The sequence below is a fragment of the Burkholderia sp. YHN3-13 genome (assembly GCF_055810675.1).
Genome location: NZ_JBVVNQ010000005.1, coordinates 1 through 24,513, shown reverse-complemented (window position 1 = coordinate 24,513; position 24,513 = coordinate 1). Strand labels below are relative to the sequence as shown.

Here is a 24,513-nt window from a genome sequence, read left to right as displayed (position 1 = left end):
GATGGAGCGGAAGGAAGAACAAGGCCGTCGAGGCAGCAATCCATCGGGCACGAAGATCTGCGTGGCGGGTGCCGGCGCGATCGGCAGCACCCTGGCGGCACGGCTTGCCGCCAGTGGTCGGGCGGTCAGCGTGTTTGCGCGGGGCGCGACACTCGGGGCCATCCGCCGACGAGGGATCGAACTGGATGATCTGTCCGGTTCGATCCGGGTGAATGTCCCCGCCAGCGATCGAGCCGACGATTTCGATAGACAGGACATCGTATTCGTTTGTGCGAAGGCGCACGCGTTACCGGGTTTGCTGACGTCCATCAAGCCCATGCTCGGAAAGGAGACGGTAGTCGTTCCGGCGGTGAACGGGGTGCCGTGGTGGTATTTCGGCGGCGAGGGCGGTCGTGAGCACGGAAGCGCCGGCAGTGGCCCCGACTACGAATCGGTACGCGCGGTGGACCCGGACGGCAGCCTTGCCGCGATGCTGCCGTCACGGCAGATCCTTGGGTGCGTCGTGTATATCACCGCCGAAGTGCGCGAACCCGGGCGCGTTGTCGCAACCAATCCGCACCGGATGATTCTCGGCGAACTGGACAACCGTCCGAGCGTGCGCCTGGAGCAAGTCTGTGCGCTGCTCTCGGACGCGGGCATCGATACGCGCGCCAGCGGGCGCATTCGCGATGACGTATGGACCAAGCTGGTTGCCAATCTCTCGTCCAATCCGCTCTCCGTCATCACCGGTGGGACCTTGCAGGACATTTATGGCGCAGCGGAATTGCGCGAGGTGGTGGTCGACATGATGGGCGAGGTGATCAGCGTGGCCGAGCGCTACGGCGCACGCATCGCGCTGAATCAGGACGCATTTCTCGTCCAGGGGGAAAAGATGGGGGCATTCCGCACATCGATGCTGCAGGACTACGAGAAGGGACAGCGTCTGGAACTGGCGGCGATTGGCGATGCCGTGGTCGAGCTTGCCGACCGGTATGGCATTCCAATGCCGACTACCCGCGCGATTCTCGCGCTCACGCGTTATCGAACGACGCAGCGCACGCTTCGTTAAAGCATGTACGACAGAAGGGCATTTCAAACGGGAATAGTCATGACATATGCCACCCTTTCAGATATTCAAAAACCGAGCCACATTGCCGACGCAGAATGGGCGCTGCGTGTTCAGCTGACGGAGTTCTATCATCTGATCGATTACATGGGCTGGACGGAAATGATCTTCAACCATATCTCGGCGCGGTTGCCGGGCGAAGATGCACATTACCTCGTCAATCCATTCGGTTTGAACTACTACGAAGTGACGCCGGAGAACTTGCTGAAGGTCGACCACGAGGGGCATCTGATCGATCCATCACCGTATCCGGGCAATCCCGCCGGGTTCGCGCTGCACAGTGCGATCCATGGCGCACGGGAGGATGTGCATTGCATCGTCCACACCCATACGACGCCGATTTCGGCGATCGCCCTGAAGGAAGAGGGCTTTCGCCACGACGACTTCTACGGCGCGCAGCTGTTCGGGCGGGTGGCCTATCACACGTTTGAAGGGATCACGCTGTTTGCTGACGAGAAGACACGGATGCTCGCGAGCCTCGGCGACAAACATGTGCTCGTGCTGCGTAATCACGGTATCGCCGTTTGCGAGAAGGACATTCCGGGAACCTTCATGCTGCTGTGGACGGCGCAGCGTGCCGCTGAAATTCAATGCCAGGCCGCTGCGCTGCGCGGCAGCGATGTGCAGCTGGCGGATGCGATCAAGGCGCGCTGTTCGGAGCTTGCGGCGCAGTTGATCCGCCATGACCGGTTCGCGATCAAGCTGTTCGATGCGATGGTGAGGAAGATGCGGCACGGTCCACGGAGGTGACGGCAAGGCGTTGCCGGCAGAACGAGGCGGTCGCACGGAAAGTGGCGCGGCCGCGGCAAGCGCTCGTTCGAGCCAGCTGCGGGCGCACCGCCGCTTCGGGTCTCCGCGGCGGCTGGCTACGCATCGTATGCGGTTGATAGATGACGCACTTCTCACGAGATCACGGCTGTCGTGGCGGGGGCCGGTCCACTTTCCACCAGCCCGCTAGCCCTATTTCGCGCCGACAAATATCCCCCATTCTGGAGAGCACCTTCCCACCGCGAGGGGCTAACAGAAAAAAATCGGCTCATTACACTGCGCCCGTCGCATCGCCGAGCAGCCTCGACGCGGCACATACGGAGCGCGGAAGCGTTACGACCGGAAAACGAAAGACCTGGGGGTAAATCGTCATGAGAATGCGTTGGGGGATCATCGCACCCGCCACCTTGCTTGCTGCCACCGCGCATGCGCAGAGCAGCGTGACGCTCTACGGCAAGATCGAGGACGGTATCAACTACACGAGCAACGCACGCGGCCACGGAACCGTGCAATTGCAAAGCGGCTATGACTACGGCAGCCGCTGGGGTATCAAGGGCACGGAAGATCTTGGCGGAGGCTACCAAGCGATTTTCACGCTCGAAAGCGGTTTCGACGTCAACACCGGCAAAATGAACCAAGGCGGTCGGGAATTCGGCCGCCAAGCCTTCGTCGGCATCGCGTCGGATCGGTACGGCACCCTGACGTTCGGTCGCCAGTACGATCCGAGCGTCGACATCTTCTCGCCGCTCACCGCCAACGGCAACTGGACCGGCTACCTGTTCTCGCATCCGTACGACAACGACAACACCGACTACTCGTTTCGCGTGAATAACGCGGTCAAGTACGTGTCGCCGGTGTGGCACGGCGTCACCGCGGAGGCGATGTACGGATTCAGCAATCAGGCGGGTGGCTTCGCGAACAACCGCCTGTATGGCGCCGCGCTGCAATACCAGCAGGGCGGGCTGACGGTCGGCGCGTCGTATTTGAAGATCAATCACGCAAGCAATGCCGATTCGACCGGCGCGATCACCGGCGACAATACGTTCGACGCATCGTCGCAGCAGAACATCGGCATCGGCGTGAATTATGCGTTCTCGAACGCGCTGGTGGGATTCACGTATTCGCACGTCGACGTCTACGATCCGACTTCGAACGCGTATTTCACCGGTACGACGCAGCCGGCGGGCGGTGCGTGGAAATCGTGGAAGTTCGACAACTTCGAGGTGAACGGCCTCTATCACTTCACGACCGCGTTCTACATCGGCGCGGCATATACGTACACTCAGGCCCGCGTCGCGTCGACGGTCGGCGCGTTCAATCCGAAGTGGCATCAACTGAGCACGAAGTTGAATTACGACTTGTCGAAACGCACATCGGTATTTGTGGAGGGCGTCTATCAGCATGCGATGAACGCGCACACCGGAACCGACTTCGACTACGCGTACATTCCGGGCGCCGCCGATATCTCGTCAGGCCCGAATCAATATGTCGCGCGTATCGCGCTGCTGCATCATTTCTGACACCAATGCCGTTCGCGGAGTCATGCAGCCTCCGCGCCCCCCATCTCACCCCTCAATCGCCGACACGAGTCCCGGTTCGACAGGAACCGACCGATCTTGCTGCGGCGGGTTACCGACCCGCTGTCGTCGGCGATACACCGCCAACCGCCGCGTGCCGCATCGCGCGCGAAACTGCCTGACGGTGTCCGCATCACGGGCCAAGACCTCGCCATGACGCGCCCCATCGATCGTCGCTTTCGTGGATCTCCATGCACTGCCGGCCCGGGGCGGTACCGATTCACTTTCGCAGCGGCGTGCGCGATCAAAGCGGCAGCACGGAAGTCTGCTTGATCTTCTGCATCGGAATCTCGGTTTTCACGCTCTGCACGCCGTCGATCCGGGTCAGGTGGTCGATCTGGAATTTCCGATAGGCGTCGATATTGGCGGTCACGACGCGCAGCAGGCAATCGCAATCGCCCGCCATCAAGTGGCATTCGAGAACCTGTGGAAGACGTTGGACCACCTCGGTGAAATGGTCGACGGTTTTCGCGTCCTGGCTTGTCAGCCAGATGCGGACGAAGACAGTCAGCCCCGCACCGATCTTCGATGCGTCGAGCAGCGCCGAGTAGCGCTCGATGACGCCGGCCTGTTCCAGCTGCTTGACTCGACGCAGGCACGGCGACGGCGACAAGCCCACCTTCTGCGCCAGTTCCACATTCTGGATTCGCCCATCTTCCTGAAGCACTCTCAGAATGCGACGGTCCATTTCGTCCAGTTCGATCACGGCCATTGACCCAGCTTGTTCGATTGAGGCACACGATGCCTGAATGCTCGACTTTTGAAGCATTGAATTGCCAAACCGGTTTCATCTTAGGTCGAACACGCAACCGGAAATTATTTTTTCTACGATAAATTTTTGTCCGTAGCAGCCGGAACGGTCCCGCTGCCGATCAAGGAGCAAAAGATGAGCGCCAGTCCTGTCCAGGACTTCGAATTCGAAAGAAATCCTCACCCTGTCGAGGCCGCCGAGCGCACCGCGCTGCTCGACAATCCCGGTTTCGGCCGGGTCTTCACGGACCACATGGTGACGATCCGGTACTCGGCGGAACAAGGGTGGCATCACGCGAAAATCGGGCCGCGCGAGTCGTTTCGATTCGATCCGGCGACGCTCGTGCTGCACTACGCGCAAGAAATTTTCGAGGGCTTGAAGGCCTACCGGTTGCCGGACGGCGGCGCGGCCTTATTCCGTCCCGATGCGAATGCGCGGCGCTTTCGCCATTCGGCCGAACGGCTCTCGATGGCACCGTTGCCGGAGGCGATGTTCGTCGAATCGGTACGCGCGCTGGTCCGGGCCGATCGTGACTGGATTCCGGCGTTCGACGGGGCGGCCCTGTATTTGCGTCCGTTCATGATCGCGACGGAGGCGGTGCTCGGCGTGAAGCCGTCGCCCGAGTACCTGTACTGCGTGATCGCGACGCCGGTCGGCGCGTACTTCAAGAGCGGCGCGTCGGGCGTGACGCTGTGGGTGTCGGAACACTACACGCGGGCGGCACCGGGCGGCACGGGCGACGCGAAATGCGGCGGCAACTATGCAGCCAGCCTGGCTGCCCAGGCGGAGGCGATCCGCGAAGGCTGCGAGCAGGTGGTGTTTCTGGATGCGGTCGAACGCCGCTGGATCGAGGAACTGGGGGGGATGAACGTGTTCTTCGTGTTCGACGACGGGTCGATCCAGACGCCGCCGCTGAACGGGACGATTCTGCCAGGCATCACGCGCGCGTCGTTGATCACGCTGGCCCGGGATATGAATTACACGGTGCGGGAGGAGGGCTACACGATCGAGCAATGGCAGGCGGATGCACGCAGCGGCCGTCTGGTCGAGGCGTTCGCATGCGGCACGGCGGCGGCCGTGACGGCGATCGGCCGGGTGAAGGGCCGTGCGTACGACTTCACGATCGGCGATGGTGGCGCGGGGCCGGTCACATTGCGCCTGAAGGCGGCGCTGCTCGATATCCAGAACGGGCGCGAAGCCGACCGCCACGGCTGGGTGGACCGCGTGTTTTGAGTTCGGCAACGCGGCCCTCACGACTCGCGAGGGCCGTCATGAAAGCCGCGGCCGGCGTTCGGCCGGAAGCAGCCGCGCTGCCTCTTGGAATTCTTCGATCATGTCAGCTGTTTCGTTGTCGCGTGCCATTGACCGCCTGTTTATTGTCGACCCCGGTCTTCATCGGCTGCTGGGCGGTGTGCGCGCCGCGCTGGCAAGCTTGCTCGCCGGCGCGTTCGGCATTGCACTGGCGCTTCACCTCGGTTTTGCGATCACCACCGGCGCCGTTGGAATACTTTTTGCGATGATCGCACCGCTTTTCCTGCGTGACGCTCATCGGCTGGACTGGTACGAATCGCTTGCATGGCAGTACGGCGTCGCCTGCGCGAGTTTCGCCGCGGCCGCCTTCGTGAGCGCTTGGCCAGCCGTTGGCAAGGCGGTTTTCGTGTTCGTCCTGTTCTGTTCGATGCTGTGCCAGACCCGGGGGCCGCGCACGATCGGATGCGCGTTCCTGGCGATTGCCATGTACTACCTCGGTCTCTATCTGCATCCGATCGCGCCGCAGGTCGGCCGCATGCTGGTGATGTCGATCGCAGGCCTCGCGAGTGTCGTATTCGTCTGCCGGACGCTGTTGCCGATGCATGCGGCGCGCACGCCCCGGCTCATCGCGCGCTCGGTATCGCTGCAAGCGGCATGCATCGCACGGAGTGACGTGCCGGCCGCCGGCGCATTGGACGCGATGGCGCATTTACTGGCGCTGAACGAGGCCGCCATCGCACTCGAGCATCACGCATCGACACTCGATGAAGGCGACGCGCACGCGTTGCACGCCGCGCTCGTCGCATTGGAGATCGCGGCGGCTCGACGCGTGCTGAACCACGATCGGACCGACGTTGCCGCCGCGGCGCTACGCGCCGCGATTGCTCGCTTCGATACCGTAGCCGGCGAAGTGGTGGCGCGCATGACCGTCACACGTCCGCCGGTGACGCCGCAGCGCGCGCCCGTGGTTCCGTGGATCGCCGGATGGCGCACGCTCGCATGGTTGCCGGCGATCCGCGCCGCGGCGGCTGCGTTCGCCGCGATGTTGATCGGCGAGACGCTGTCGTCGGAGCGGTGGATGTGGGCGGTGCTCAGCACATTCGTCGTGTTCTTTGGCACGTATTCGTGCGCGGACACGATCTATCGCGGCGCGCAACGTGTCGCCGGTACGCTCGCCGGCGCGCTCGCGAGCGTACTCGTCGTTGGTGCCATTCATCATGCGAATGCACTCGTGGTCATCGTAATGGGCGTTTGTGTGTTTGCCTGGGCGTACCACATCCTGCATGCATATGGGCGCGGCGTTTTTTTCCTCACGGTGCTGATCGGCCTCGTCTATGCGCAACTGGGGTTCGAGATCGGCCCGCTTGCCGAACTGCGTATCGGCGAGGTGTTGATCGGCTGTGCGGTGTCGCTCGCGGCGGCGATGCTGGTGATGCCGCTGGCGGCGTCGCGCCACATTGCGACGCGCTCGCACAGCCTGTTGGCGGCGCTGCGCGAACTCGTGCACGAACGCGACGACGGCACGCGGCCGGGGGCGGCGCAGACGCGCGCGGCCGATCGCCGTTTTCACGAGGTGCGCCTGGCCATCAGGCCGCTGGCCGCGTGGCGCATGCGCCGTGTATCCGGCGATGCGCGACGGTTGTCGGACACGCTGCGCTACTGCTGGCTGTATGGCCGAATCGTAGCGACACGCCTGCCTGTTGATGCCGATGACCCGGTGGTCGCATTCGAGCGGCATGCGCGCGCGGTCATCGTTACGCGAATCGATGCGTTGATGCGCGATCTGGATCGCAGCGGCTCGATTCGACTCGATGCGGCCGCGCACGTCGCGCACGGGCCGCTCTCAATGTCCGGTGATCATCCGTTACCGCCCCAGCGGGACCTGGCCCGGCTCGACGCGAAGTTGATCGAACTCAATCGGGTATTCGAGGACGCGCTGTTCGGAAAGAGCCGGGCAAGGAACGATGGTCGGGACAACTGCGGCTCTCGCATCACTCCCCCCTTGCTCGCCGACGCGAGTGCGGGTGCGGCCGGAACCGGCTGATCTCGCCGGGGCGGGCCGCCGACAGGCCGTCGGCGGTACCCGCTATCCGCAGGTCATTCGGACGATCGTCCAGCGCATTGCCCGGACGGGAGCATTCGCGCGACCGATGTTCCGGTAGCGATACGTCGTTCAAGCATCCGGATCGAGCGCCAGCCGGATCGCGTCGCGAGTCCTGCCTCGTGCCACGGCGGCCTGCATCGTGCGGAATGGCTCGATGAATCTCGCGTGGGCATCGAGGCCCAGTGCGGCGAACGGCTTCGAGTTGAGGATCGCGAGCGGATCGCAGCTTCGCACGCGATCGAGATCCGCTGCATCGAACCGCGGTTCGCTGACGGCGAACGGATGGCCGAGATCGTCGATACCCTTCAGGTAATGCTGAAAGCAAGCCAGCAGCAGTGCTTCACGGCGCATGTCGCCGTTGCGCGCGATCAGTGCCCCGATGGTCTTTTCATGAAACACCGGGATTTTCGATGTGCCGTCGTGCGCGACGCGCAGCAACTGGTCGCCCAGTGCGGCGTTGCGGAAGCGCGCGAGCGTATCTTGAGCATAGGCGCGCGCGGACACGCCGTGCGGCAGCGTGAGGATCGGGCCGACGTCCCGGGTAAGGAAGGTGTCGAGCAGCGCGGCGAGATCGCGATCAGCCATTGCGTCATGGACGAAGCGATGTCCCAACAGAATCGCCGGATAAGCGAGCAACATGTGGGAAGCGTTCAGCATGCGCCCCTTCATTGCCTCGTACGCATGGACGTCGTCGCGCAATTCGACACCCGCGGCGTCGAATGCAGGGCGTCCAGCGCTGAAACTGTCCTCGACCACCCATTGCGAGAACGTTTCGGCAACGACGGGCGCCGTATCGTCAATGCCTGACGACCGGTTGGCGCGCAGGCGAACCGCGTCCGTCACCTGCGGCGCGATCCGATCGACCATGCTGTTCGGGAACGCGACGTAACGCTCGATCCAGGCAGCGAGATCGACGTCGACCGCACGCGCGAAATCGAGCACCGCGCGTCGTGCGGTATCGCCGTTACCGCGCAGATTGTCGCAGGACATCACGGTGAAGGGCAGTACGTTCGCGGCACGGCGCCGTCTGAGCGCTTCGACGATAAACCCGAACGCGGTACGGGGTGGCCCACCCAGGAGATCGTATGCGACGTCGGGCGCATCGAACCGAAATGCGCCGGTCGTCTCGTCGAGGTTGTAACCACCTTCCGTGATCGTCAGCGATACGATCCGGATCGCTGGATCGGCAAGCCTGGCCAGTACCGCCTCGGGATCGCTCGGTGCGTGCAGATACTCGATCATGGCACCGATGACGCGCACGGTTGTCGTGCCGTCGCTCGAGAACTCCGTCAGCGTATAGAGGCAATCCTGTGCGCGGAGCGCATCGGCCTTTGCGATCGAGGACCGGCTGTTACCCAGCCCGATTCCGCATATTGCCCAGTTTTCGTGACCGGGCAGATGCAGCAAATGGTCGATGTAGCGCGCCTGATGTGCGCGGTGGAAATTGCCGACACCGATATGCGCGATGCCCGCCGTCAGGCGATGATGATCGTATCCAGGAACGGCGACGTGCGGCGCGGCCCGTCCGATGGTGGCATGGGAGAGTGGCTGGAGCGCGGCATCCTCGCGCTCCAGCGTGGAAGCGTTGTCATTCATGATCATGGGGTGTTTCCTGGTCGAGGGAGGTCAGGCGCGCACGCTCAAATCGGGCGTCGCTTCGTGCATCTGTTGCAGCCAGCGTTCGACGAGGGACGGCAGCGCGGCCATGTCGTCGAAAACGACGGACGCACCTGCAGCGCGCAATTTGTCCGTTTGCGTTCGTGCCGCATGCGCGGCGCCCACGAAACCGAGTACGGTCATGCCGGCGGCGATCGCGGCTGCGGTACCCGTCGCGCTGTCTTCGATGACGATGCAGCGTTCGGGCGCGACGTGCATGCGAACGGCGGCGGCCAAATAGACATCGGGGGCGGGCTTCGGCGAGGGCACCTGGTCGGCCGTCAACAATCGTTCGCCGAAAATGTCGGCCAGGCCGATCCGGTCGACCACGCTGCGCACGTAGGAAAGATCGCTGTTGCTCGCGCACGCCTTGACGAGCGGAATGGCGTCGAATGCGTCGCGCACGCCGTCGATGGCCGGCGCATTCACCGCGCTTGCGTGGACGTCCATGCGAATCGCCTCGACCGTGTCGTCGTCGAGAGGCCGATCGACGATGGTTGCGACGGCGCGCAGCAGTTGCTCGGCGCGCATGCCGAGCATGGGGCGCACGACGTCGCGAAGGCCGGCGAGCGCCCACCGGTGCTCGAGGCGAGTCACGATGATGTGTTCGGCGATTGCCTCGCTGTTGACGAGCACGCCATCGCAATCGCTGATGAGCGCATAGTCCGAAAGTCGACGAGTGGCAGTGAGTTCGTTCATGTCGGTTTCCGTGATGGGAGGACGGGATCGATGCGACTGTCTTGACTGGGGTCGATCATGAATGGCGCGGTCCGAAGGTTCCGCGCTTCAATGCGCGCTCGATGTCCTCGAGACTGCGACCGCGCGTTTCCGGCACCATCAAGTAGATGAACACCCATGCGAGCGCGTTGAGACCCGCGTATGCCCACATCGCGCCGCCGACACCGAGCCATTTGGTCACGGTCAGCGCAGTTCCGGTCAGCAGCAGGTTCGAGCCCCACAGCATCGCGGCGTGCGCGCCGGTGGCCTGGTTGCGAATCGCGACGGGATAGATTTCCGCGCCCGTCAGCCAGCCGATCACCTGGATACCGCCGGCGTTGAACACCATGAACGCGATCAGGCACGCGACGATCCACAGTTGCTGCATGGGCGAAACGACGTCGCCGCGCAGCAGGCAGCCAAGCAGGACAAGGCTGGCTGCCGCGACGGGCAGCGTCGCGAGGCTGAGCGTGCGGCGGCCGACATGGTCGACGATCAGCTTGCCGATGAAGGTCATCACGAGATAGGTGACCGCGACGCCGAGTGCGGCCCAGAGCGATGCCGACGCCCCGAATCCCGCGTCGCGCAGGAACGTCGGCGTGTAATAGATCATCATCTCGATGCCGCTGAGCTGGGTGAACGCGGCGACGCCGAGGCCGGCAACGAGGGCGGGGCGTACCCAGGGCTCGCGCATCGTGCGCCAGCCCGATGTTGCGCCGTGCTGTTGTCGCTCGACCACATCCCGGATATCGGCAATCTCGTGCCGGACGGCTGCTTGAGATTCCCGAACCTTCGACAACTCGCCATGCGCGTCGGCGATGCGATCCTGCTCGACGAGCCAACGCGGGCTGCGCGGCAGTCTGGTCATGCCATACATCAGGATCACCGACGGGACGACGGCGATGCCGATCATCGCCCGCCAAGGAAACAGGTCGTTGCCTGCGACGCCGATCAATGCCGCGAGCAGGATGCCGATGCCGATCGATACGTTGAAGTAGGTCACCAGGCGACCTCGCTTGTCCGGCTCCGCGAGCTCCGCGATGTAGGTCGGCACGATCTGCGTCGAGCCGCCGACCGCGAATCCGAGCACGAGCCGCGATGCGGCAAGGGACCACACGTCGGGCGATAGTGCGGCAGCCAGCACGCCGGCCGCATAGATCGCCGAGACGATCGTGATGGTCTTGCGGCGTCCGAGTGCGGCCGACATGCGGGTGCCGGCCAGTGCACCGATCACTGCGCCGAGCAGGATCGCCGCGGCGACGAGCTCTTGAGCGCGGTAGTCGAGCTCGAACTCACGCGCGATGAGGGGCAGGGCGCCCGAAATGATGCCGGTGTCGTATCCGTAGAGCCCGCCGGCGATCGCCGCGATCGATGCGACGGTACGCATGTAGGCGGACGGGGTGGGCCGGGGGCGGGCCGCGGGTGTGCCGGGGAAGGCAGAATCAGAAGCCATGACGGTTTTCCTTGTAATGCGTGCGTCGCGCGGGTTGAACGAACGCGTAACGTGACGACATGCGCCCGCTCCGGTAAAAGGCGCCGCCGCACGAGTGGCAACGCTTCATTGAAGTCGCGGAGCAGGACGGCGCAGACGGACGCTCAGGTGAGCGCGTGGACGTGGCCGGGCGGCATGCCGCCGCGTCGGGCAAATGGAACGAGCCGATAGGGTGGACTTCCGGTTTGTACCCGGGGGGATTGCCTGGTCATGTCGGTCACCGAGTGTGGAAACCGTTCGCGGCCCATCCAAACCGGTTTGGATCGAGGGCGTGACGATTCCTCTGGTTGAGCACGATCTGGAGCCGCACTTTGGAGCAAGGCGCCAGTGTCTCCTCTGGCGCTTCACGGCCTGCGTGGCAGGCGAACGATTCCGCCGTTGCCGGCTGGAGTCGTGAGGGTATTTCGGCGGCCCCAACAATGAGGTGCCGAAAAAGGGGATGCCAGCCGAGAGAGGCTGGCGGGCTAGGGTCTCGTGGCGAAATCTACAAGGAGCTTGTCGCCCGAGTCATGAACAATTATCCAGAAACGGAGCAAAAGATCAAGTCTACGAAATCATGTTGGCCACATGCCCGCAATCTGGCGGCAAGTTGCGGGTGAAAGTCGGGGCGGCACATTTCTCGTTGCCCGGCTCGCGGCCGTCGATACCGCCACCTTCGCGGATCTGATCGCACCGATCCGCGCGCGGCGCCTCCGAGGTCATTCCAGACGCCGCTGATCCATGCGTTGAGCATGGGAGGGCGCCGCGGGTGCACGGAGATTTATCCGGTGCTCACGACTTGCTGCGCTGCATCCGCCGCACCTGCAGCCAAACGGCCGATATCAGGAAATAGAGGGCGCCGATCGCCGCGTAGCCTGCGATCTTCACGATCGCGGGCGGCATGGATGCGTGGCTTTGGACAATGAAGAACAAACCGGCCAGCGCTGATTGCGCACCGCTCAGGACCATCACCCACTGCGCGCCGACTTGCTTCCAACGACGCACGGCGGTGCCGAGCTGAAGCGCACCGGAGAGAATGGCCCAGATGCCGAACACCGTGAGTACCGCGTGCATGCCAGCATTCAACGCCGCTAATACCGCCAGGGTCGCGACGGCGCTGATCGCGACGTTGACCGCCTGCGTACGATTTGCTGCCGTCCCGCCGCTGCGAGCCAGGTCGACGAAATTGGCGAGTGCGTCCCAGGCCGGATAAACGACCAACAGGATCGCTGCGCAGGCCGCGCTCTGCCGCCCGACGGAAAATGCCAGCGCGACCCAGATCAGCGAGAATATCGCCCTGGAAAAGTAGTACCGTTTCAGCCATCGACCGTCGGCTGGAGCATGGAATTCGGGGCGGCTGTTAACCATTTGCACTCCTTTGTATATCGAATCATCGCTCCGGTCGGCGGGCAGGGGCGCAGCTGACCGGATCTCCAATGCGCCGAGTATCTCAATCGTCGGGGGCTGCCGCTATCGGTCGGATGTCCGATGGTGAAGGTCCGGCGGTTGCCCAGGCCGATGCAGGGTATCTCGCGTATCGACAATGACGGTTGTGCCGTTCAGGTCGGCCCGTCGTTCTCCCGTGCCGGGCGATCTGGCGCAGGCGCGCCGGCGTCCGCCCATCGGTCGCCCAGCGCCGCGATCGCAAAGTAGACGGCACCCATCGCTTCGCAGGAAAGCAGCGCGCCGGCCGAGATCGTTCGCCATGACGTATCGGCATCTCGCCGGCGCGCCACGGCGATGCCGATCCGCAGCACCCCCGACAGCACGGCAAATACGCCGAGCGCCCGGGGCAGGCCGCTCGCCAATGCAACGATGAAGCGCTGACGTTCCGACATGGCGGCCGTCCTCACGGTTCGGTCACTCGCGTGACGGTTGCCTATCCTGGCATCCGGCCGTTCGCGGGGGCCATCGGACAAATAACCGATGGAGCCGGCCAGAACTGACGCATGGCGGCGCGCAACCGCCGTTACTGCGCGTACGAGACGACATCCGTGATGTGCCGATCGGGCGCGATATCGGTGAACGCGTCGATGTCGGCCATGACGTCCGCCGCCTCCGCCGACGCGAACGCGGCGTCCAGCGCGGCCCGATCCGCGAAGCGGCACATCGCCACGACGATCAGTTCGCTGTCCTCTCTCGAGGGGAAGAAGGCATCGACATATTCGAGCCCGTACCGTTTCCAGGATTTTTCCACCAGCGGAATGTGTTGCTCGACGTAGTAGCGAACATCGAACCGGGTGCCCGCGGCTCGGCGATAGGAAACGACGAAATACATGAGGCCTCTCCAGGTCGGACTGATGCAACGATGAATGTCGAGACGGGCGACTACGGCCGATTGCGTTCAGGGCCGAAGCCCGGCCGGACGGCCGCCCGCACCGAGGTCGGCGCGGCGGGCGCGCGGGCGAGCGAGATGCCCAGCGCGGCGCCGGCGGCGAGGAACAACGAAATCGAGAGAAGCGCGACGATGAACGCGTGCGCAATGGCCGCCGGATCCTGGCGCGTGCCGAGGACCGTATAGAAAATTCCGCCGATGATCGCGACGCTGAGCGACGTGCTGACCTGCAGCGTCGAACTGGCAATGCCGGCGATCATGCCGGAAAGCGCCGGTGCGACGCGCCCGGTCACCATGCGCATCAGCGTGGGCAGCGCGAGCCCCTGTCCGAAACCGATGACGAACAGCGCGGCGGCGAGCGGGACCGACGCGAGCGGCATCCCGATCGGCGTGGCATCGATCAACCACGCGAGGCCGACGAGCCCGACGACCTCCAGCCCCATGCCGAACGGATTGACGTAAGCGCCGATGACACGTGTGCAGAAAGGCGTCGACAATGGCCCGAGCAGGAACCCCACGCCGAACGGCAAGAACACGAGGCCCGCGCTCAGCGCGTCGACGTGCAACGCGTTTTGCAGATACACCGAAAACAGCAGGAAAAACCCACCGATCGCATACAGCAGCAGCGCGATCAGCAATGCCCGTCCCAGCCCTGGCGCGCGCAGCGCGGCCGGATCGAGCAGCGGTGCGCCGCCGCGGCTGCCCAGCCGGCGCTCGTAGCGCCAGAAGCACGCGGCGAGGGCCGGCACCGCGAGCAGCGACACCCATGCCCAGACGGGCCAGCCTGCTTCGCGTCCCTCGATCAGCGGCACGATCAGCGCGCCCAGCGTCAGCATCGACAGCGCGGTGCCGCCGAGGTCGAGCTTGCGCGCATGCTGCGCGCGCGTTTCCTTCAACAGCGGAATCCCGAACAGCACGACCAGAATCGCCAGCGGCAGATTGACGAGGAAGATCGTGCGCCAACCCAGGTTCAGCAGGTTCAGCGAGATCAGGATCCCGCCCAGCGCCTGCCCGACCACGGCGGCGAGGCCGAACACCGCGCCATACAGGCTGAGCGCGAGCGGCTTCTCCGCTTCCGGGAAGATCGCCTGGATCGAGGCGAGTGCCTGCGGCGCCATGATCGCGGCCGTCACGCCCTGCAATGCGCGACCGACGATGAGCGTCCACGGCGAGCTGGCGAGGCCGCACAGCATCGAGGCCGTCGCAAATCCGATCAACCCGAGAAAGAACATGCGACCGCGGCCGAACAGGTCGCCCAACCGCCCGCCGGTGATCAGCGTCACCGCGTACAGTCCGGCATACGACGAAATGACGAGTTGCTCGGCCGACGACGAGGCGCCCAGCTCCGCGCGGATCGACGGCAGCGCGACATTGATGATGAAGAAGTCCAGCGGCGGCAGGAACGCGCCGACGAGCAGGACCGAAAACATCGCCCAGCGACGCGGGTCGGGCGAGACGGGATCATTTTGTGACATCAACGGCTCTCCATACGGAACCGATTGGTTCCAAATTGGGTAAAAAAATTCAGTCAAGGAGGCGCATCGTGCGGTCGACCAGCGCGAGCATGTCGCGCTCGGGTACGCCGGTTTTCCCCAGCACGCGCATGCCTTCGATCTGGCAGACGAGCAGACGCGCCAACACCTGTTCGTCCTGCTCGGCGATCTCGCCGCTCGCCTGGCCGCGGACGATCGCGCCCGCATAGAGCTGCTGCAGGCGCCGGAACATGCGCCCCGTGCGCTCCGCGACATCCGCGTCGCGCGCGGCCAGTTCGGTGGTCATCGCGACCGCGAGGCACCCCCGCCGGCCCGCCTCGCCGACGGACAGGTGCGCATAGCGCAGCAGCGAGTCGCGAATCGCATCCTTCACGGGGCCGGGTTGCGACAGGATGTCCGCGGTCGCCTTGAGCCCGTCGGCCATGTACAGGTCGAGCGCCGCCAGCAGCAGCGCCTTCTTGTCGCCGAATGCCTTGTAAAGACTGCCGCGCGACAAGCCGGTGCCGGCCATCAGGTCGGGCAGGGACGCGCCTTCATAGCCGTGGTCCCAGAAAACCTCCATCGCGTCGCGCGCGGCATCGCCAAGTTCGAATTCGCGGGGGCGGCCCACGCCAGCCGGATTTGCCATCGGTCAGTATCGCAAATGATGCGGTGCTTGAAAGTGGCCTTCATTATATGGACCGATCGGTTCCGATGTCAATGTGCATGTAACGGCAGGGCGCCTGTTCACGCGGACGCTGCGCACCGTCGCGGGGGGCGAAGCGCCGCGTACATCGCATCGTAGGCCTCGCGTATGATCTGCGGTGATCTCCACGATTTTCCGTGTCCATGCCCACGTTCGACGTCGATGCAAACCAGAACACGCTGCGGGTGTTCGATTCGGTAAGAGCGCTCGCGTTCGTCGGCGACCTCAGCATGGGACAGCCGACCGACCATTCATTGCGCACCGGATGGCTGGCGGCGCGACTCGCGCGCGCGGCCGGGCTCGATTCGCAGACTTGCGATACGGTGCGCGAGGTGGCGCTGCTGCGCTGGTCGGGCTGCACCGCGAACGCGGCGGGCTTCGCCGACGTGTTCGGCGACGACATCGCGATCAGGCTGGCGATGCTCGAGGGACGATCCGACTGGGCGGCGCCGCTGGAGGCGCTGGGTGGCGCAGCGTCCGTCATGTTGCCGCTCGCGCAGACTCACTGCGAGGTATCGGGAGAGATTGCGAGCATGTCGGGCCTGTCCGGCATGACGGCAACGTCGCTCCGTCACATCTTCGAAACGTGGGATGGCGCGGGGTTTCCCGCGAACATGGCTCGCGACGCGGTGCCGATGCCCGTGTTTGTGGTCGCGCTGGCGGGCGACCTGGAGGTTTTCGGTCGTACCTATGGCATCGAGCGGGCGCTCGAGCTCATCGAGCAGCGTTCCGACAGTCGATATCCGGCCCATCTCGTCGGAACGGCCGTCAGGAACGCAAGCGGCTGGCTGGAGGAGGTCGGGCGTGCGACGCTCGACGATTTCGACGCCGCGCTGATCACGCCCGACATGCAACGGATGACCTCGGCCGAACTGATCGCCGATGTGATCGATCTCAAGTTGCCCTGGATGACGGGCTTTTCGCGTGCGGTCGCGACGACCGCGGCGGCAAGCTGCGAGCGGCTTGCACTCGATCGAACGGCGCAGGCGCGCGTCTACCAGGCTGCGTTGATTCACGGTATAGGCCGTGCCGCCGTCCCCAACGCGGTGTGGAATCAGCGCGAGACGCTGCCGGCCAGCGCGTGGGAAAAGATTCGGCTGGTGCCGTACTGGACGGCGCGCGCCGGCAGGCAAACCGGGGCCCTCGCCGAGGCCGCCGAGCTCGCTTCCCACGCTTACGAGCGGCAGGACGGATCGGGATACTTCCGCGGGGCAGCCGGCCGTGCGTTGACGCTCGAGGCGCGTGTGCTGGCCGCCTCGGTAGCGTGGGTGGCGCTGCGTTCGCCACGGCCCTGGCGCGACGCGCTGTCGGCCGAAGCCGCCAGGCAGGTGTTGCGCGAAGAGGTCGAGCGCGGCCGGTTGAGCAACGAAGCGGTCGATGCGATCGTGGAGCCGGCACCCACGGGCGGACGGTTCGCGAAACGCGCCACGCAGGGGGCGCGGCTGTCGGCGCGGGAGATGGACGTGCTGCGCGTGATCTCGCGCGGCGCGAGCAACAAGGAAGCCGCGCGCGCGCTCGCGATGAGCCCGAGCACCGTGCGCACCCACGTCGAAAGCATGTTTCGCAAGCTCGATTGCTCGACGCGCGCGGCAGCCACACTCAAGGCGTCGGCGATGGGGCTGCTGTAGCGATAGAGCCTTGCCCGGTCGCAACGTATCGTGATTCGGCGATGTCGCCGTCGCGCGAGCGGGCCGCCAGCGCCGGGCAGTCACGCGGTCCGTATCGGTCGCTCGACCGATACGCGTGGCATGGGTCGTCGCGTAATCTGGGGCGCTTCGATGGCTTCCCCTTCGGTACGAATGCCGCGACGCGTGCGCTGCCACGGCACCGTCAACCCCCACCATTCATGAATCTACTGTTGCGTTTGTGCGTTACGTTCCTGCTGAGCCGGCGACGTCGGCGACTGCATGTCCTCGACACCTGCGTCACGCCGTTCCGCGTGTGGCCCAATGACCTCGATGTGCTGCGCCACATGACGAATGGCCGCTACTTCGCCATTCTCGATCTGGGGCGGGTCGATCTGTTGCTGCGCTCGCGCGTGTGGCCGCGCGTCAATGCGCAAAAGTGGTATCCCGTCGTCACGCTCGAGACGATACGATTTCATCGATCGCTGCATTTGTGGGAGCGTTACGACGTCACGACGCGTGTGATCGGTTGGGACGAAAAGCATGTGTTTCTGGAGCAGGGGTTCAGGCGTGGCGAGACCGAGGTCGCGCTCGGCGTCGTGCGAGCGCGGTTCCTGAAGCGCGGCGGCGGCACCGTGCCGACCGACGAACTACTGGCGCGGATCGGCGTGACCCAGCCATCGCCCGATCTGCCCGAATGGGTCGTGCAATGGAGCCGGGCCGAGGGCGGGATGACGGTGCGTGCGGAATCGGTCCTGCAGACCTGACGCACCGCGGGCGCGGACATGCTGTCAGCGGTCGCCATGGCCTTCGTCGGCGCCGGCAGTATGGCGGTCGGCGTGGCCGACGACATGATCGTCCCGGGGGGGCAGGGCAGTTCGGTCGCGACGCGGTGCATGCGCTCGGCAGCTGGGACACGAGGGTGACCGCCACGCCCCCAAAGACGCGGACAAGCTGACCATCCGGGTCCTGCTCACGAACCCCGGAGCGTCAACAAAGGCGTCCAGGTGCCGGCGCCGCCTGGCTGAGCCCGTCGAGCGGGTCACCGGCCGCGTCTTCGTGAAGACGGCATGGAGTCTCGACACACTGAACGCCGACCTGGCCGCCGCCCCCGACGACGTGATGGCGCGCTATCGGGTCGCTTTCGGGCACGGTGACGGCATGTGGCGGGATAAATCCGCCACCTTCAATGCGCGCGAGGGGCTGAGCGTGCTCGACGTCGAAGCGTACCTGCGGCTGGTCGGCCCTCGCTGACGCGTCCCTCGGCGGCCTGCCGCCGTTGTTCCGGCCGGCCGCCTGTACATCGGCTCGGCAGGAGTCCGACCGGGGTCGGTCGTTCGACCGATACCGGCGCGTCGCGGCAATTGCGATCCTTCTCGTCACGCCCATGTCACCACGGCATGGCCCGCGCACCATCCGCAAGGTTACGAGGAAGTTCGCTTTGAAGCGCTCGACGATTCATCCGCTGTGGGTTCGTCTTTTCCACTGGCTCAATGCCGCCGCAGTCATCGCCCTGTGCCTGAGCGGCTGGCAGGTCTACAACGCATCGCCGATTTTCAGGACGGTTACGTTTCCGCCTTCCATCACGCTTGGCGGCTGGCTGGGCGGTGCGCTCCTGTGGCACTTCGCGGCGATGTGGATCCTGGCCGGCAATCTGTTCGCCTATCTCGTGCTCGGCATTGCAACCGGGCGGTTGCGCAGGAAGCTGCTGCCGCTCGGCATGCGGGCGGTCTTTTCCGACCTCGCCGCCGCGCTGCGCGGAAAGCTGGGTCATGACGATCCGGCACGGTACAACGCCGTGCAGAAGTTCGCGTATCTCGGCGTGCTCCTCGATATCGGGCTGCTCGTGCTGTCGGGGCTCGCTATCTGGAAACCGGTGCAGTTCCCGGTCCTGCGGACATTGATGGGTGGATTCGACAACGCGCGCGTCGTTCATTTCGTCGCCATGAGCGTGATCGTCGGTTTTTTTGCCGTTCACATCGTGATGGTCGCGCTCGTTCCGCGCTCACTGCTGACGATGATTCGAGGGCGCTGATCATGCATGAGCCAAAACGTTCCCCTCACGCCGATCGCGTCTCGCAGCTCGATGCGGATGCGATCGTCAAGGATGCGCGCAACGCACTCCAGTCGACGCAACGCCGCCTGTTCGGCAAGCGAATCCTCACGCTCGGCGGACTGATGCTGCTTTCCGGCTGCGAGCTGACCGACGACCAGTCAGTGAACACGATGCTGCGCCGCGTGTCGTCGTTCAACGACGACGTGCAGGCGTTGCTGTTCGATCCGCGCAAGCTTGCGCCGACGTATCCGGAGTCGATGATCGCGCGGCCTTTCCCGTTCAATGCGTATTACGACATCGATCAGGTGCCGGACGTGGATGCGGCGAGATATCGGCTCCAGGTCGGCGGACTGGTCAAAGGCAAGCGTGCGTGGACGCTCGACGAACTCCGTGCGCTGCCGCAGGAAAGCCAGGTCACGCGGCATATCTGCATCGAAGGGTGGAGCGCGATCGGGAAGTGGGGCGGCGTGCGATTTTCGGACTTCCTGTTGCGCGCCGGCGCCGACACCACCGCGAAGTACGTCGCGCTGCATTGCGCCGACAACTACTGGACGAGCATCGACATGCCGACTGCGCTCCATCCGCAAACGCTGCTGACGCTCACCTATGACGGCAGCGTCTTGCCGGCGAAGTACGGCTTCCCGATGAAGCTGCGCATGCCGACCAAGCTCGGATACAAGAATCCCAAACATATCGTCGCCATCACGGTGACCAACGCATTCCCGGGCGGTTATTGGGAAAACCAGGGATACAACTGGTTTGGCGGTTCCTGAGCCCTTGGCCCTGGATATCGCGCCGGTGACATTCTCGATCGCAACCTCTTCAAAGGAGCATTCATGTCCATTCGACTCAAATTCGTCGCTTCCGTCGTCGCGGCCACGCTGGCCGGCAGTGCGCTCGCGCAATCCGCTGCGAGCAAGCCCGAGCGCATTCGCGGCGACATCGTCTCGTTTTCCGGCAGCAGCCTGAAGGTACACCGCCGCAGCGGCGAGACCGTGCTCATCAATGTCGCACCGTCGGCTAACGTGAACGCGGTGAAGGCGATTCAGCTTTCCGATATCAAACCCGGTTCCTATGTCGGCGCGGCGGCCATGCCGGGCGAGAACGGCAAGTTGATCGCGAAGGAAGTGCTCGTGTTCCCCGAAGCCGCGCGCGGCATGGGTGAAGGCCACTATGCATGGGATCTCGCCGCGAACAGCACGATGACGAACGCCAGTGTCGATACGGTCGTTCAAGGCACGAGCGGGCGCGATCTCAAGCTGTCGTACAAGGGCGGCAGCAACACGATCACGGTGCCGCCCGACGCACCGGTCGTGACGCTCGTCCCGGCGACGCGCGCCGATTTGTCGACGGGCAAGAAGATCTTCGTCGTGGCCACGCCGGGCAAGGACGGGGCCTACGACGGACGCCAGATCGTGGTCGAGAAGGATGGCGTCGCACCTCCGATGTAAGCCGGCCGCCCGGCGGGCGACACGTCGTTCGCCGGCGTGCAACCCGATCGAACCGATGTGCGAGGACCGGGCGACGCGTCCGCGATTCCGTGTTCGGGCCGACCATCACGTCGGCCCGGCGCCATCAATCGAAGTCGGTTGCGATGGACAGCGCACGCCACGCGTCGATGTCCTGGCGGAACGCCGTCAGCTTGCGCTCCGCAATGGCATGAGCGTTCGGCCCGATCGGCAGGTGCAAGGGCGGATCGTCCGAGTCGATTGCCTGAATCATTACCGCGGCGGCTTTGGCAGGATCGCCTGCCTGATGTCCGTCGTTGCTGTCGCGGTAGCTGCGCGCGGAGCCGGCGGTTGCCGCATAGTCGCTGATCTGCTGCCTGGCGACCGCGATCGAGCGCCCCAGGAATTCGGTTCGAAACGGACCCGGCTCGACGATGATCACGCGAATGCCCATCGGTTCGACTTCCTGCGCGAGTGCCTCCGACAGGCCTTCGACCGCAAACTTCGTCGCGTTGTAATAGCCGCGGCCACCCGAACCGGCGATACCGGCACCGGACGACAGGTTTACGATCCTGCCGCCTCCGGTGCGTCGCATCAGCGGCAATGCCGCACGCGTCGTCTCGACGAGTCCGAAGACGTTCACATCGAATAACGGCCGGTATTCCTCCGGGGTGCCTTCTTCGATCGCCCCCATGAATCCATGCCCGGCGTTATTGACCAGCACGTCCAACCTGCCGAACGTTTCGGCAGTGAAGGCAATGGCCGCTTGTATCGTCTCCGGCTTCGTCACGTCCAACGCTGCAACACGCAGCGTGTCCGGGTAATGCCGAGCGAGATCGCGTAGCGTTTCCGGCGCACGCGCCGTTGCCACCACGTGGTCGCCGCGCGCGGCCGCCATGCGTGCGAGATGCAGGCCGAAGCCGCCGGAGCAGCCGGTGATCAACCAGGTTTTGTTCATGCGTTTCTCCTTTCATTCGATGCTGTGGTTCGATTCGCTCGACGGGGCATGCCAACATGCGCGCCGATGCGGAACCGACATGTTTCCCGTGGAAGCGCTCATGTCTGTTGCGCACGGCGTGCATGCCCGCGAGCAGGCCGCGTCAGCGCATGCCGCCCGACGCAAGGACGATCTCGCCCGTCATCCACCCCGAGTCGTCCGACGCGAGAAACGAAACGATCGGCGCGATGTCCCGCACCTGGCCGATACGGCCAAGCGGTGTCTGGTCCGCGTTCCATGTTTCGAAGTCCGAGCCGATCACTGCGGCAGCATGGGTGCCCTCCGTTTCCACCAGGCCGGGGTTCACGGCATTGACCCGGATGCCGCGCGGGCCGAGCTCCCGCGAGAGCACGCCGGTGATGGCGTCGATGGCGCCTTTCGTGCCGCTGTAGATGGCACTTTCGGCCGGCAGGACGCGCGTCACGTTGGAACCGATGTTGACGATGCTGCCGCCTTTGCCGAGATGCGGCGCCGCGGCCCCGACGACCAGCAGCGGGCCGAGAACGTTGATGTCGAATTGCTCGCGGTAGCACGCCTCGGTGGTCTCCTCGATTCTGGCGAACTGATAGACGCCGGCGTTATTCACCACGATATCCAACCGTCCGAAATGGTCGACGGCTACGTTGACGAGCGCCTCGACCTCCGTCTTGTTCGTCACGTCGGCGCGCACCGCCAATGCCTGCCCACCGGCGGCCTGAATGTCCGCGACGACCTTTTCGGCACCGCTCGCGCTGGATGCGTAGTTGACGACGACCTGTGCACCGTCGGCCGCCAGCTGGCGCGCGATGCCTGCGCCGATTCCTTTCGATGCTCCCGTCACGATCGCGACCTTGCCCTTCAACTTGTCCATGACTTCACGCTCCGCAGACGTTGGCCCCCGGCGGGGCGGTTCGGTTGATGAAAGTCACCATCGTGAGGCTCACACAATTGTTTGTGAATGGTCGTTCTTGTATATTTGGCGTACATTTTTGAACGACGATCCATCGCAATGGAATGGAGTGATGTCCGGGTCTTTCTGGCGGTCAAGCGGGGCGGATCTTTCGGTGCGGCAGCCCGAAGCCTGGGCGTGAGCCATCCGACGATCGGCCGCCGGATCAAGGCACTCGAGGATGAAGCCGGGCAGGCGTTGTTTCGCAGGACCGCGGATGGGCTCGTGCTCACGGACGCCGGGGATACCGTGCTGAGCCTGGCCGAAGCCATGGAAAACGCGGCGCTGGCCATGGAACGGCGTCTGGCCGGTAATCAAGACCGCCTCGAAGGCATCTTGCGTATATCATGCGCGGAGTGGTTCGCCGGCTACGTTCTCGCGCCGGTTCTGGCGGAACTGGCGCGCCGTCATCCGGCCGTGGTGCCGGAAGTGATCGCGAGTTACCGATTGCTGAGCCTGTCACGCCGCGAGGCCGACCTGGCCTTCCGGATCGTTCCTTTCACCGAACCGGACATCGTTCAGCGCCGCCTGATGAGCGTTCCGTACGGTCTTTACGGCACGGCCGAAACCGTACGTGCGTTGCGGCATGATCCTGCTTCGGTGGGGTTGATCGTGATGAACACGGCGCAATCTCACTTCCCCGATGTCGCCTGGCTGCTCGACAGGTTCCCTCGGTCGCGGCGTGTCTTCACCAGCACGAGCCGCGCCGTTCAGGCCAGGATGTGTGGGGCAGGCATGGGCATGGCGGTCCTGCCACGGCCGCTGGGCGACGCGACATCGGCACTGCTGCGCATCGAAACGCCGGAGCCGCCACCGTCCAGAGACATATGGGTGGGTTATCACCATGACCTTCGGCATATGGATCGCTTGCGCGCGATGCTCGATATCGCCGATACGATGCTGAGCGAATCCCGGATTCAGATGTCGTAGCGCCAACTCAATACAGATGTCGCATGTTTCATCGGCCTTTGCGTCATTCAGCGTTGAAGCACCGAGCCTGAAGCAGCAGGGCGCTTGCGTTTATCCACGGGCCTTGGCGGACCGCTGGTTCGATTCCGCTCGAGATGTAACCTGCAGAATTGCGGCATCCATGTCTGCCGCCTGAAACGGCGTGGCTCAGTTCACCCAGACACGCCCGACGCGCTCTCGGCTGATAAACCTTCGGCGGCCGCTGCCGGCGCGGAATCCACAAGCCAGCCTCCGTCATCAGCTTCCGGACCGTCTCCTTGGCCAGCCGAATGCCGTGACATTCCCAGCGCTTCTCGCAAGCCAGTGTCGGTCCGAAATCGGCGTGGCGATCACGGATGACCGATAGCGCCCGGTCGGCGGCTCCTGGGTCCAGCCGACGGTTGCCGGGCTTCGATCGGTGTCCCGATACCAAACCCGCCGCGCCATGTTCCCGAAGTCGGGCGACCAGCCGGCGAATCTGCCGGGTCGTCAGTTCCAGCCGTTCCGCTGCACGCCACGGCTTGAGCTTGCCATCCGCCACGTCCTGAATGACCTTGAATCGGTCCAGCTCGCGCATCGTCATCGTGATCCGCTCCGT

General features: G+C 64.5%; 23 protein-coding genes and 1 pseudogene. 12 read left to right on the top strand and 12 right to left on the bottom strand.

The annotated features are described in order from the left end of the window. The first annotated feature begins 1 nt into the window (after nucleotide 1). From AC0KUR_RS14120 to AC0KUR_RS14110, 3 genes are all read left to right on the top strand, one after another. On the top strand, nucleotides 2-1,048 hold the full coding sequence (locus AC0KUR_RS14120) for a ketopantoate reductase family protein (RefSeq protein ID WP_175027514.1): 1,047 nt from the start codon (nucleotides 2-4) through the stop codon (nucleotides 1,046-1,048). Between the two features lie 39 nt (nucleotides 1,049-1,087). After that, nucleotides 1,088-1,855 carry a class II aldolase/adducin family protein gene (locus AC0KUR_RS14115; protein WP_034191365.1) on the top strand — a complete coding sequence of 256 codons (768 nt, stop codon included), beginning with the start codon at nucleotides 1,088-1,090 and terminating at the stop codon, nucleotides 1,853-1,855. 389 nt (nucleotides 1,856-2,244) lie between these two features. After that, nucleotides 2,245-3,393, top strand: coding sequence for a porin (locus tag AC0KUR_RS14110; protein ID WP_034191366.1), 1,149 nt, complete (start codon nucleotides 2,245-2,247; stop codon nucleotides 3,391-3,393). 301 nt (nucleotides 3,394-3,694) lie between these two features. On the opposite strand, the gene AC0KUR_RS14105 is transcribed toward AC0KUR_RS14110, so the two are convergent. Beyond that, nucleotides 3,695-4,153 carry an Lrp/AsnC family transcriptional regulator gene (locus tag AC0KUR_RS14105; protein ID WP_034191669.1) on the bottom strand — a complete coding sequence of 153 codons (459 nt, stop codon included), beginning with the start codon at nucleotides 4,151-4,153 and terminating at the stop codon, nucleotides 3,695-3,697. A 183-nt stretch (nucleotides 4,154-4,336) separates the two neighbouring features. Here AC0KUR_RS14105 and AC0KUR_RS14100 point away from each other — a divergent pair, with 183 nt between their 5' ends. Then, nucleotides 4,337-5,434, top strand: a complete 1,098-nt coding sequence (locus AC0KUR_RS14100; RefSeq protein ID WP_049029464.1) for a branched-chain amino acid aminotransferase — start codon at nucleotides 4,337-4,339, stop codon at nucleotides 5,432-5,434. Between the two features lie 100 nt (nucleotides 5,435-5,534). After that, nucleotides 5,535-7,496 (top strand): FUSC family protein, encoded by a 1,962-nt coding sequence (locus AC0KUR_RS14095; RefSeq protein ID WP_473376060.1) that lies wholly within the window; start codon nucleotides 5,535-5,537, stop codon nucleotides 7,494-7,496. Between the two features lie 129 nt (nucleotides 7,497-7,625). Here the strand turns inward: AC0KUR_RS14095 and AC0KUR_RS14090 are convergent, their stop codons facing one another. From AC0KUR_RS14090 to AC0KUR_RS14055, 8 genes are all read right to left on the bottom strand, one after another. Then, complete coding sequence (locus AC0KUR_RS14090; RefSeq protein ID WP_473376059.1) at nucleotides 7,626-9,158, bottom strand: mannitol dehydrogenase family protein; 1,533 nt, start codon at nucleotides 9,156-9,158, stop codon at nucleotides 7,626-7,628. Nucleotides 9,159-9,182: 24 nt separating this feature from the next. Further along, nucleotides 9,183-9,911, bottom strand: coding sequence for an HAD family hydrolase (locus AC0KUR_RS14085; RefSeq protein ID WP_124669314.1), 729 nt, complete (start codon nucleotides 9,909-9,911; stop codon nucleotides 9,183-9,185). Nucleotides 9,912-9,966: 55 nt separating this feature from the next. Then, nucleotides 9,967-11,382 (bottom strand): sugar porter family MFS transporter, encoded by a 1,416-nt coding sequence (locus tag AC0KUR_RS14080; RefSeq protein WP_473376058.1) that lies wholly within the window; start codon nucleotides 11,380-11,382, stop codon nucleotides 9,967-9,969. An 810-nt stretch (nucleotides 11,383-12,192) separates the two neighbouring features. Continuing rightward, on the bottom strand, nucleotides 12,193-12,768 hold the full coding sequence (locus tag AC0KUR_RS14075; RefSeq protein ID WP_343727129.1) for a DUF308 domain-containing protein: 576 nt from the start codon (nucleotides 12,766-12,768) through the stop codon (nucleotides 12,193-12,195). Nucleotides 12,769-12,959: 191 nt separating this feature from the next. Then, nucleotides 12,960-13,238 (bottom strand): hypothetical protein, encoded by a 279-nt coding sequence (locus tag AC0KUR_RS14070; RefSeq protein WP_473376057.1) that lies wholly within the window; start codon nucleotides 13,236-13,238, stop codon nucleotides 12,960-12,962. 131 nt (nucleotides 13,239-13,369) lie between these two features. After that, nucleotides 13,370-13,678 (bottom strand): EthD family reductase, encoded by a 309-nt coding sequence (locus AC0KUR_RS14065; protein WP_069704757.1) that lies wholly within the window; start codon nucleotides 13,676-13,678, stop codon nucleotides 13,370-13,372. A gap of 50 nt (nucleotides 13,679-13,728) precedes the next feature. Further along, nucleotides 13,729-15,210 carry an MFS transporter gene (locus tag AC0KUR_RS14060; RefSeq protein ID WP_059556539.1) on the bottom strand — a complete coding sequence of 494 codons (1,482 nt, stop codon included), beginning with the start codon at nucleotides 15,208-15,210 and terminating at the stop codon, nucleotides 13,729-13,731. Nucleotides 15,211-15,259: 49 nt separating this feature from the next. Next, nucleotides 15,260-15,856, bottom strand: coding sequence for a helix-turn-helix domain-containing protein (locus AC0KUR_RS14055; RefSeq protein WP_049029470.1), 597 nt, complete (start codon nucleotides 15,854-15,856; stop codon nucleotides 15,260-15,262). Between the two features lie 200 nt (nucleotides 15,857-16,056). Between AC0KUR_RS14055 and AC0KUR_RS14050 the strand changes: the two genes are divergently transcribed. The 6 genes from AC0KUR_RS14050 to AC0KUR_RS14025 all read left to right on the top strand — a co-directional run bounded on the left by AC0KUR_RS14050 (nucleotide 16,057) and on the right by AC0KUR_RS14025 (nucleotide 21,045). Beyond that, on the top strand, nucleotides 16,057-17,541 hold the full coding sequence (locus AC0KUR_RS14050) for an HD domain-containing phosphohydrolase (protein WP_473376147.1): 1,485 nt from the start codon (nucleotides 16,057-16,059) through the stop codon (nucleotides 17,539-17,541). Between the two features lie 218 nt (nucleotides 17,542-17,759). Then, nucleotides 17,760-18,305, top strand: coding sequence for a thioesterase family protein (locus AC0KUR_RS14045; RefSeq protein ID WP_473376056.1), 546 nt, complete (start codon nucleotides 17,760-17,762; stop codon nucleotides 18,303-18,305). A 292-nt stretch (nucleotides 18,306-18,597) separates the two neighbouring features. Beyond that, nucleotides 18,598-18,792, top strand: coding sequence for a hypothetical protein (locus tag AC0KUR_RS14040; RefSeq protein ID WP_473376055.1), 195 nt, complete (start codon nucleotides 18,598-18,600; stop codon nucleotides 18,790-18,792). A gap of 187 nt (nucleotides 18,793-18,979) precedes the next feature. Beyond that, nucleotides 18,980-19,573: a cytochrome b/b6 domain-containing protein gene (locus AC0KUR_RS14035; RefSeq protein WP_049031686.1), complete on the top strand. Its 594-nt coding sequence runs from the start codon at nucleotides 18,980-18,982 to the stop codon at nucleotides 19,571-19,573. A 2-nt stretch (nucleotides 19,574-19,575) separates the two neighbouring features. After that, nucleotides 19,576-20,367 carry a molybdopterin-dependent oxidoreductase gene (locus AC0KUR_RS14030; protein ID WP_034191378.1) on the top strand — a complete coding sequence of 264 codons (792 nt, stop codon included), beginning with the start codon at nucleotides 19,576-19,578 and terminating at the stop codon, nucleotides 20,365-20,367. A gap of 63 nt (nucleotides 20,368-20,430) precedes the next feature. After that, the gene (locus tag AC0KUR_RS14025) at nucleotides 20,431-21,045 is read left to right on the top strand and encodes a hypothetical protein (protein ID WP_473376054.1); all 615 of its coding nucleotides are present in this window, start codon (nucleotides 20,431-20,433) and stop codon (nucleotides 21,043-21,045) included. Between the two features lie 124 nt (nucleotides 21,046-21,169). Here AC0KUR_RS14025 and AC0KUR_RS14020 read toward each other — a convergent pair whose 3' ends face one another. After that, on the bottom strand, nucleotides 21,170-22,000 hold the full coding sequence (locus AC0KUR_RS14020; protein ID WP_473376053.1) for an oxidoreductase: 831 nt from the start codon (nucleotides 21,998-22,000) through the stop codon (nucleotides 21,170-21,172). A 142-nt stretch (nucleotides 22,001-22,142) separates the two neighbouring features. After that, the gene (locus AC0KUR_RS14015) at nucleotides 22,143-22,889 is read right to left on the bottom strand and encodes a glucose 1-dehydrogenase (RefSeq protein ID WP_226252153.1); all 747 of its coding nucleotides are present in this window, start codon (nucleotides 22,887-22,889) and stop codon (nucleotides 22,143-22,145) included. A gap of 138 nt (nucleotides 22,890-23,027) precedes the next feature. Here AC0KUR_RS14015 and AC0KUR_RS14010 point away from each other — a divergent pair, with 138 nt between their 5' ends. Further along, nucleotides 23,028-23,897, top strand: a complete 870-nt coding sequence (locus tag AC0KUR_RS14010; protein ID WP_069704763.1) for a LysR family transcriptional regulator — start codon at nucleotides 23,028-23,030, stop codon at nucleotides 23,895-23,897. Nucleotides 23,898-24,057: 160 nt separating this feature from the next. Here AC0KUR_RS14010 and AC0KUR_RS14005 read toward each other — a convergent pair. Then, nucleotides 24,058-24,513 (bottom strand): annotated as a pseudogene (locus AC0KUR_RS14005) (helix-turn-helix domain-containing protein); the annotation flags it as partial.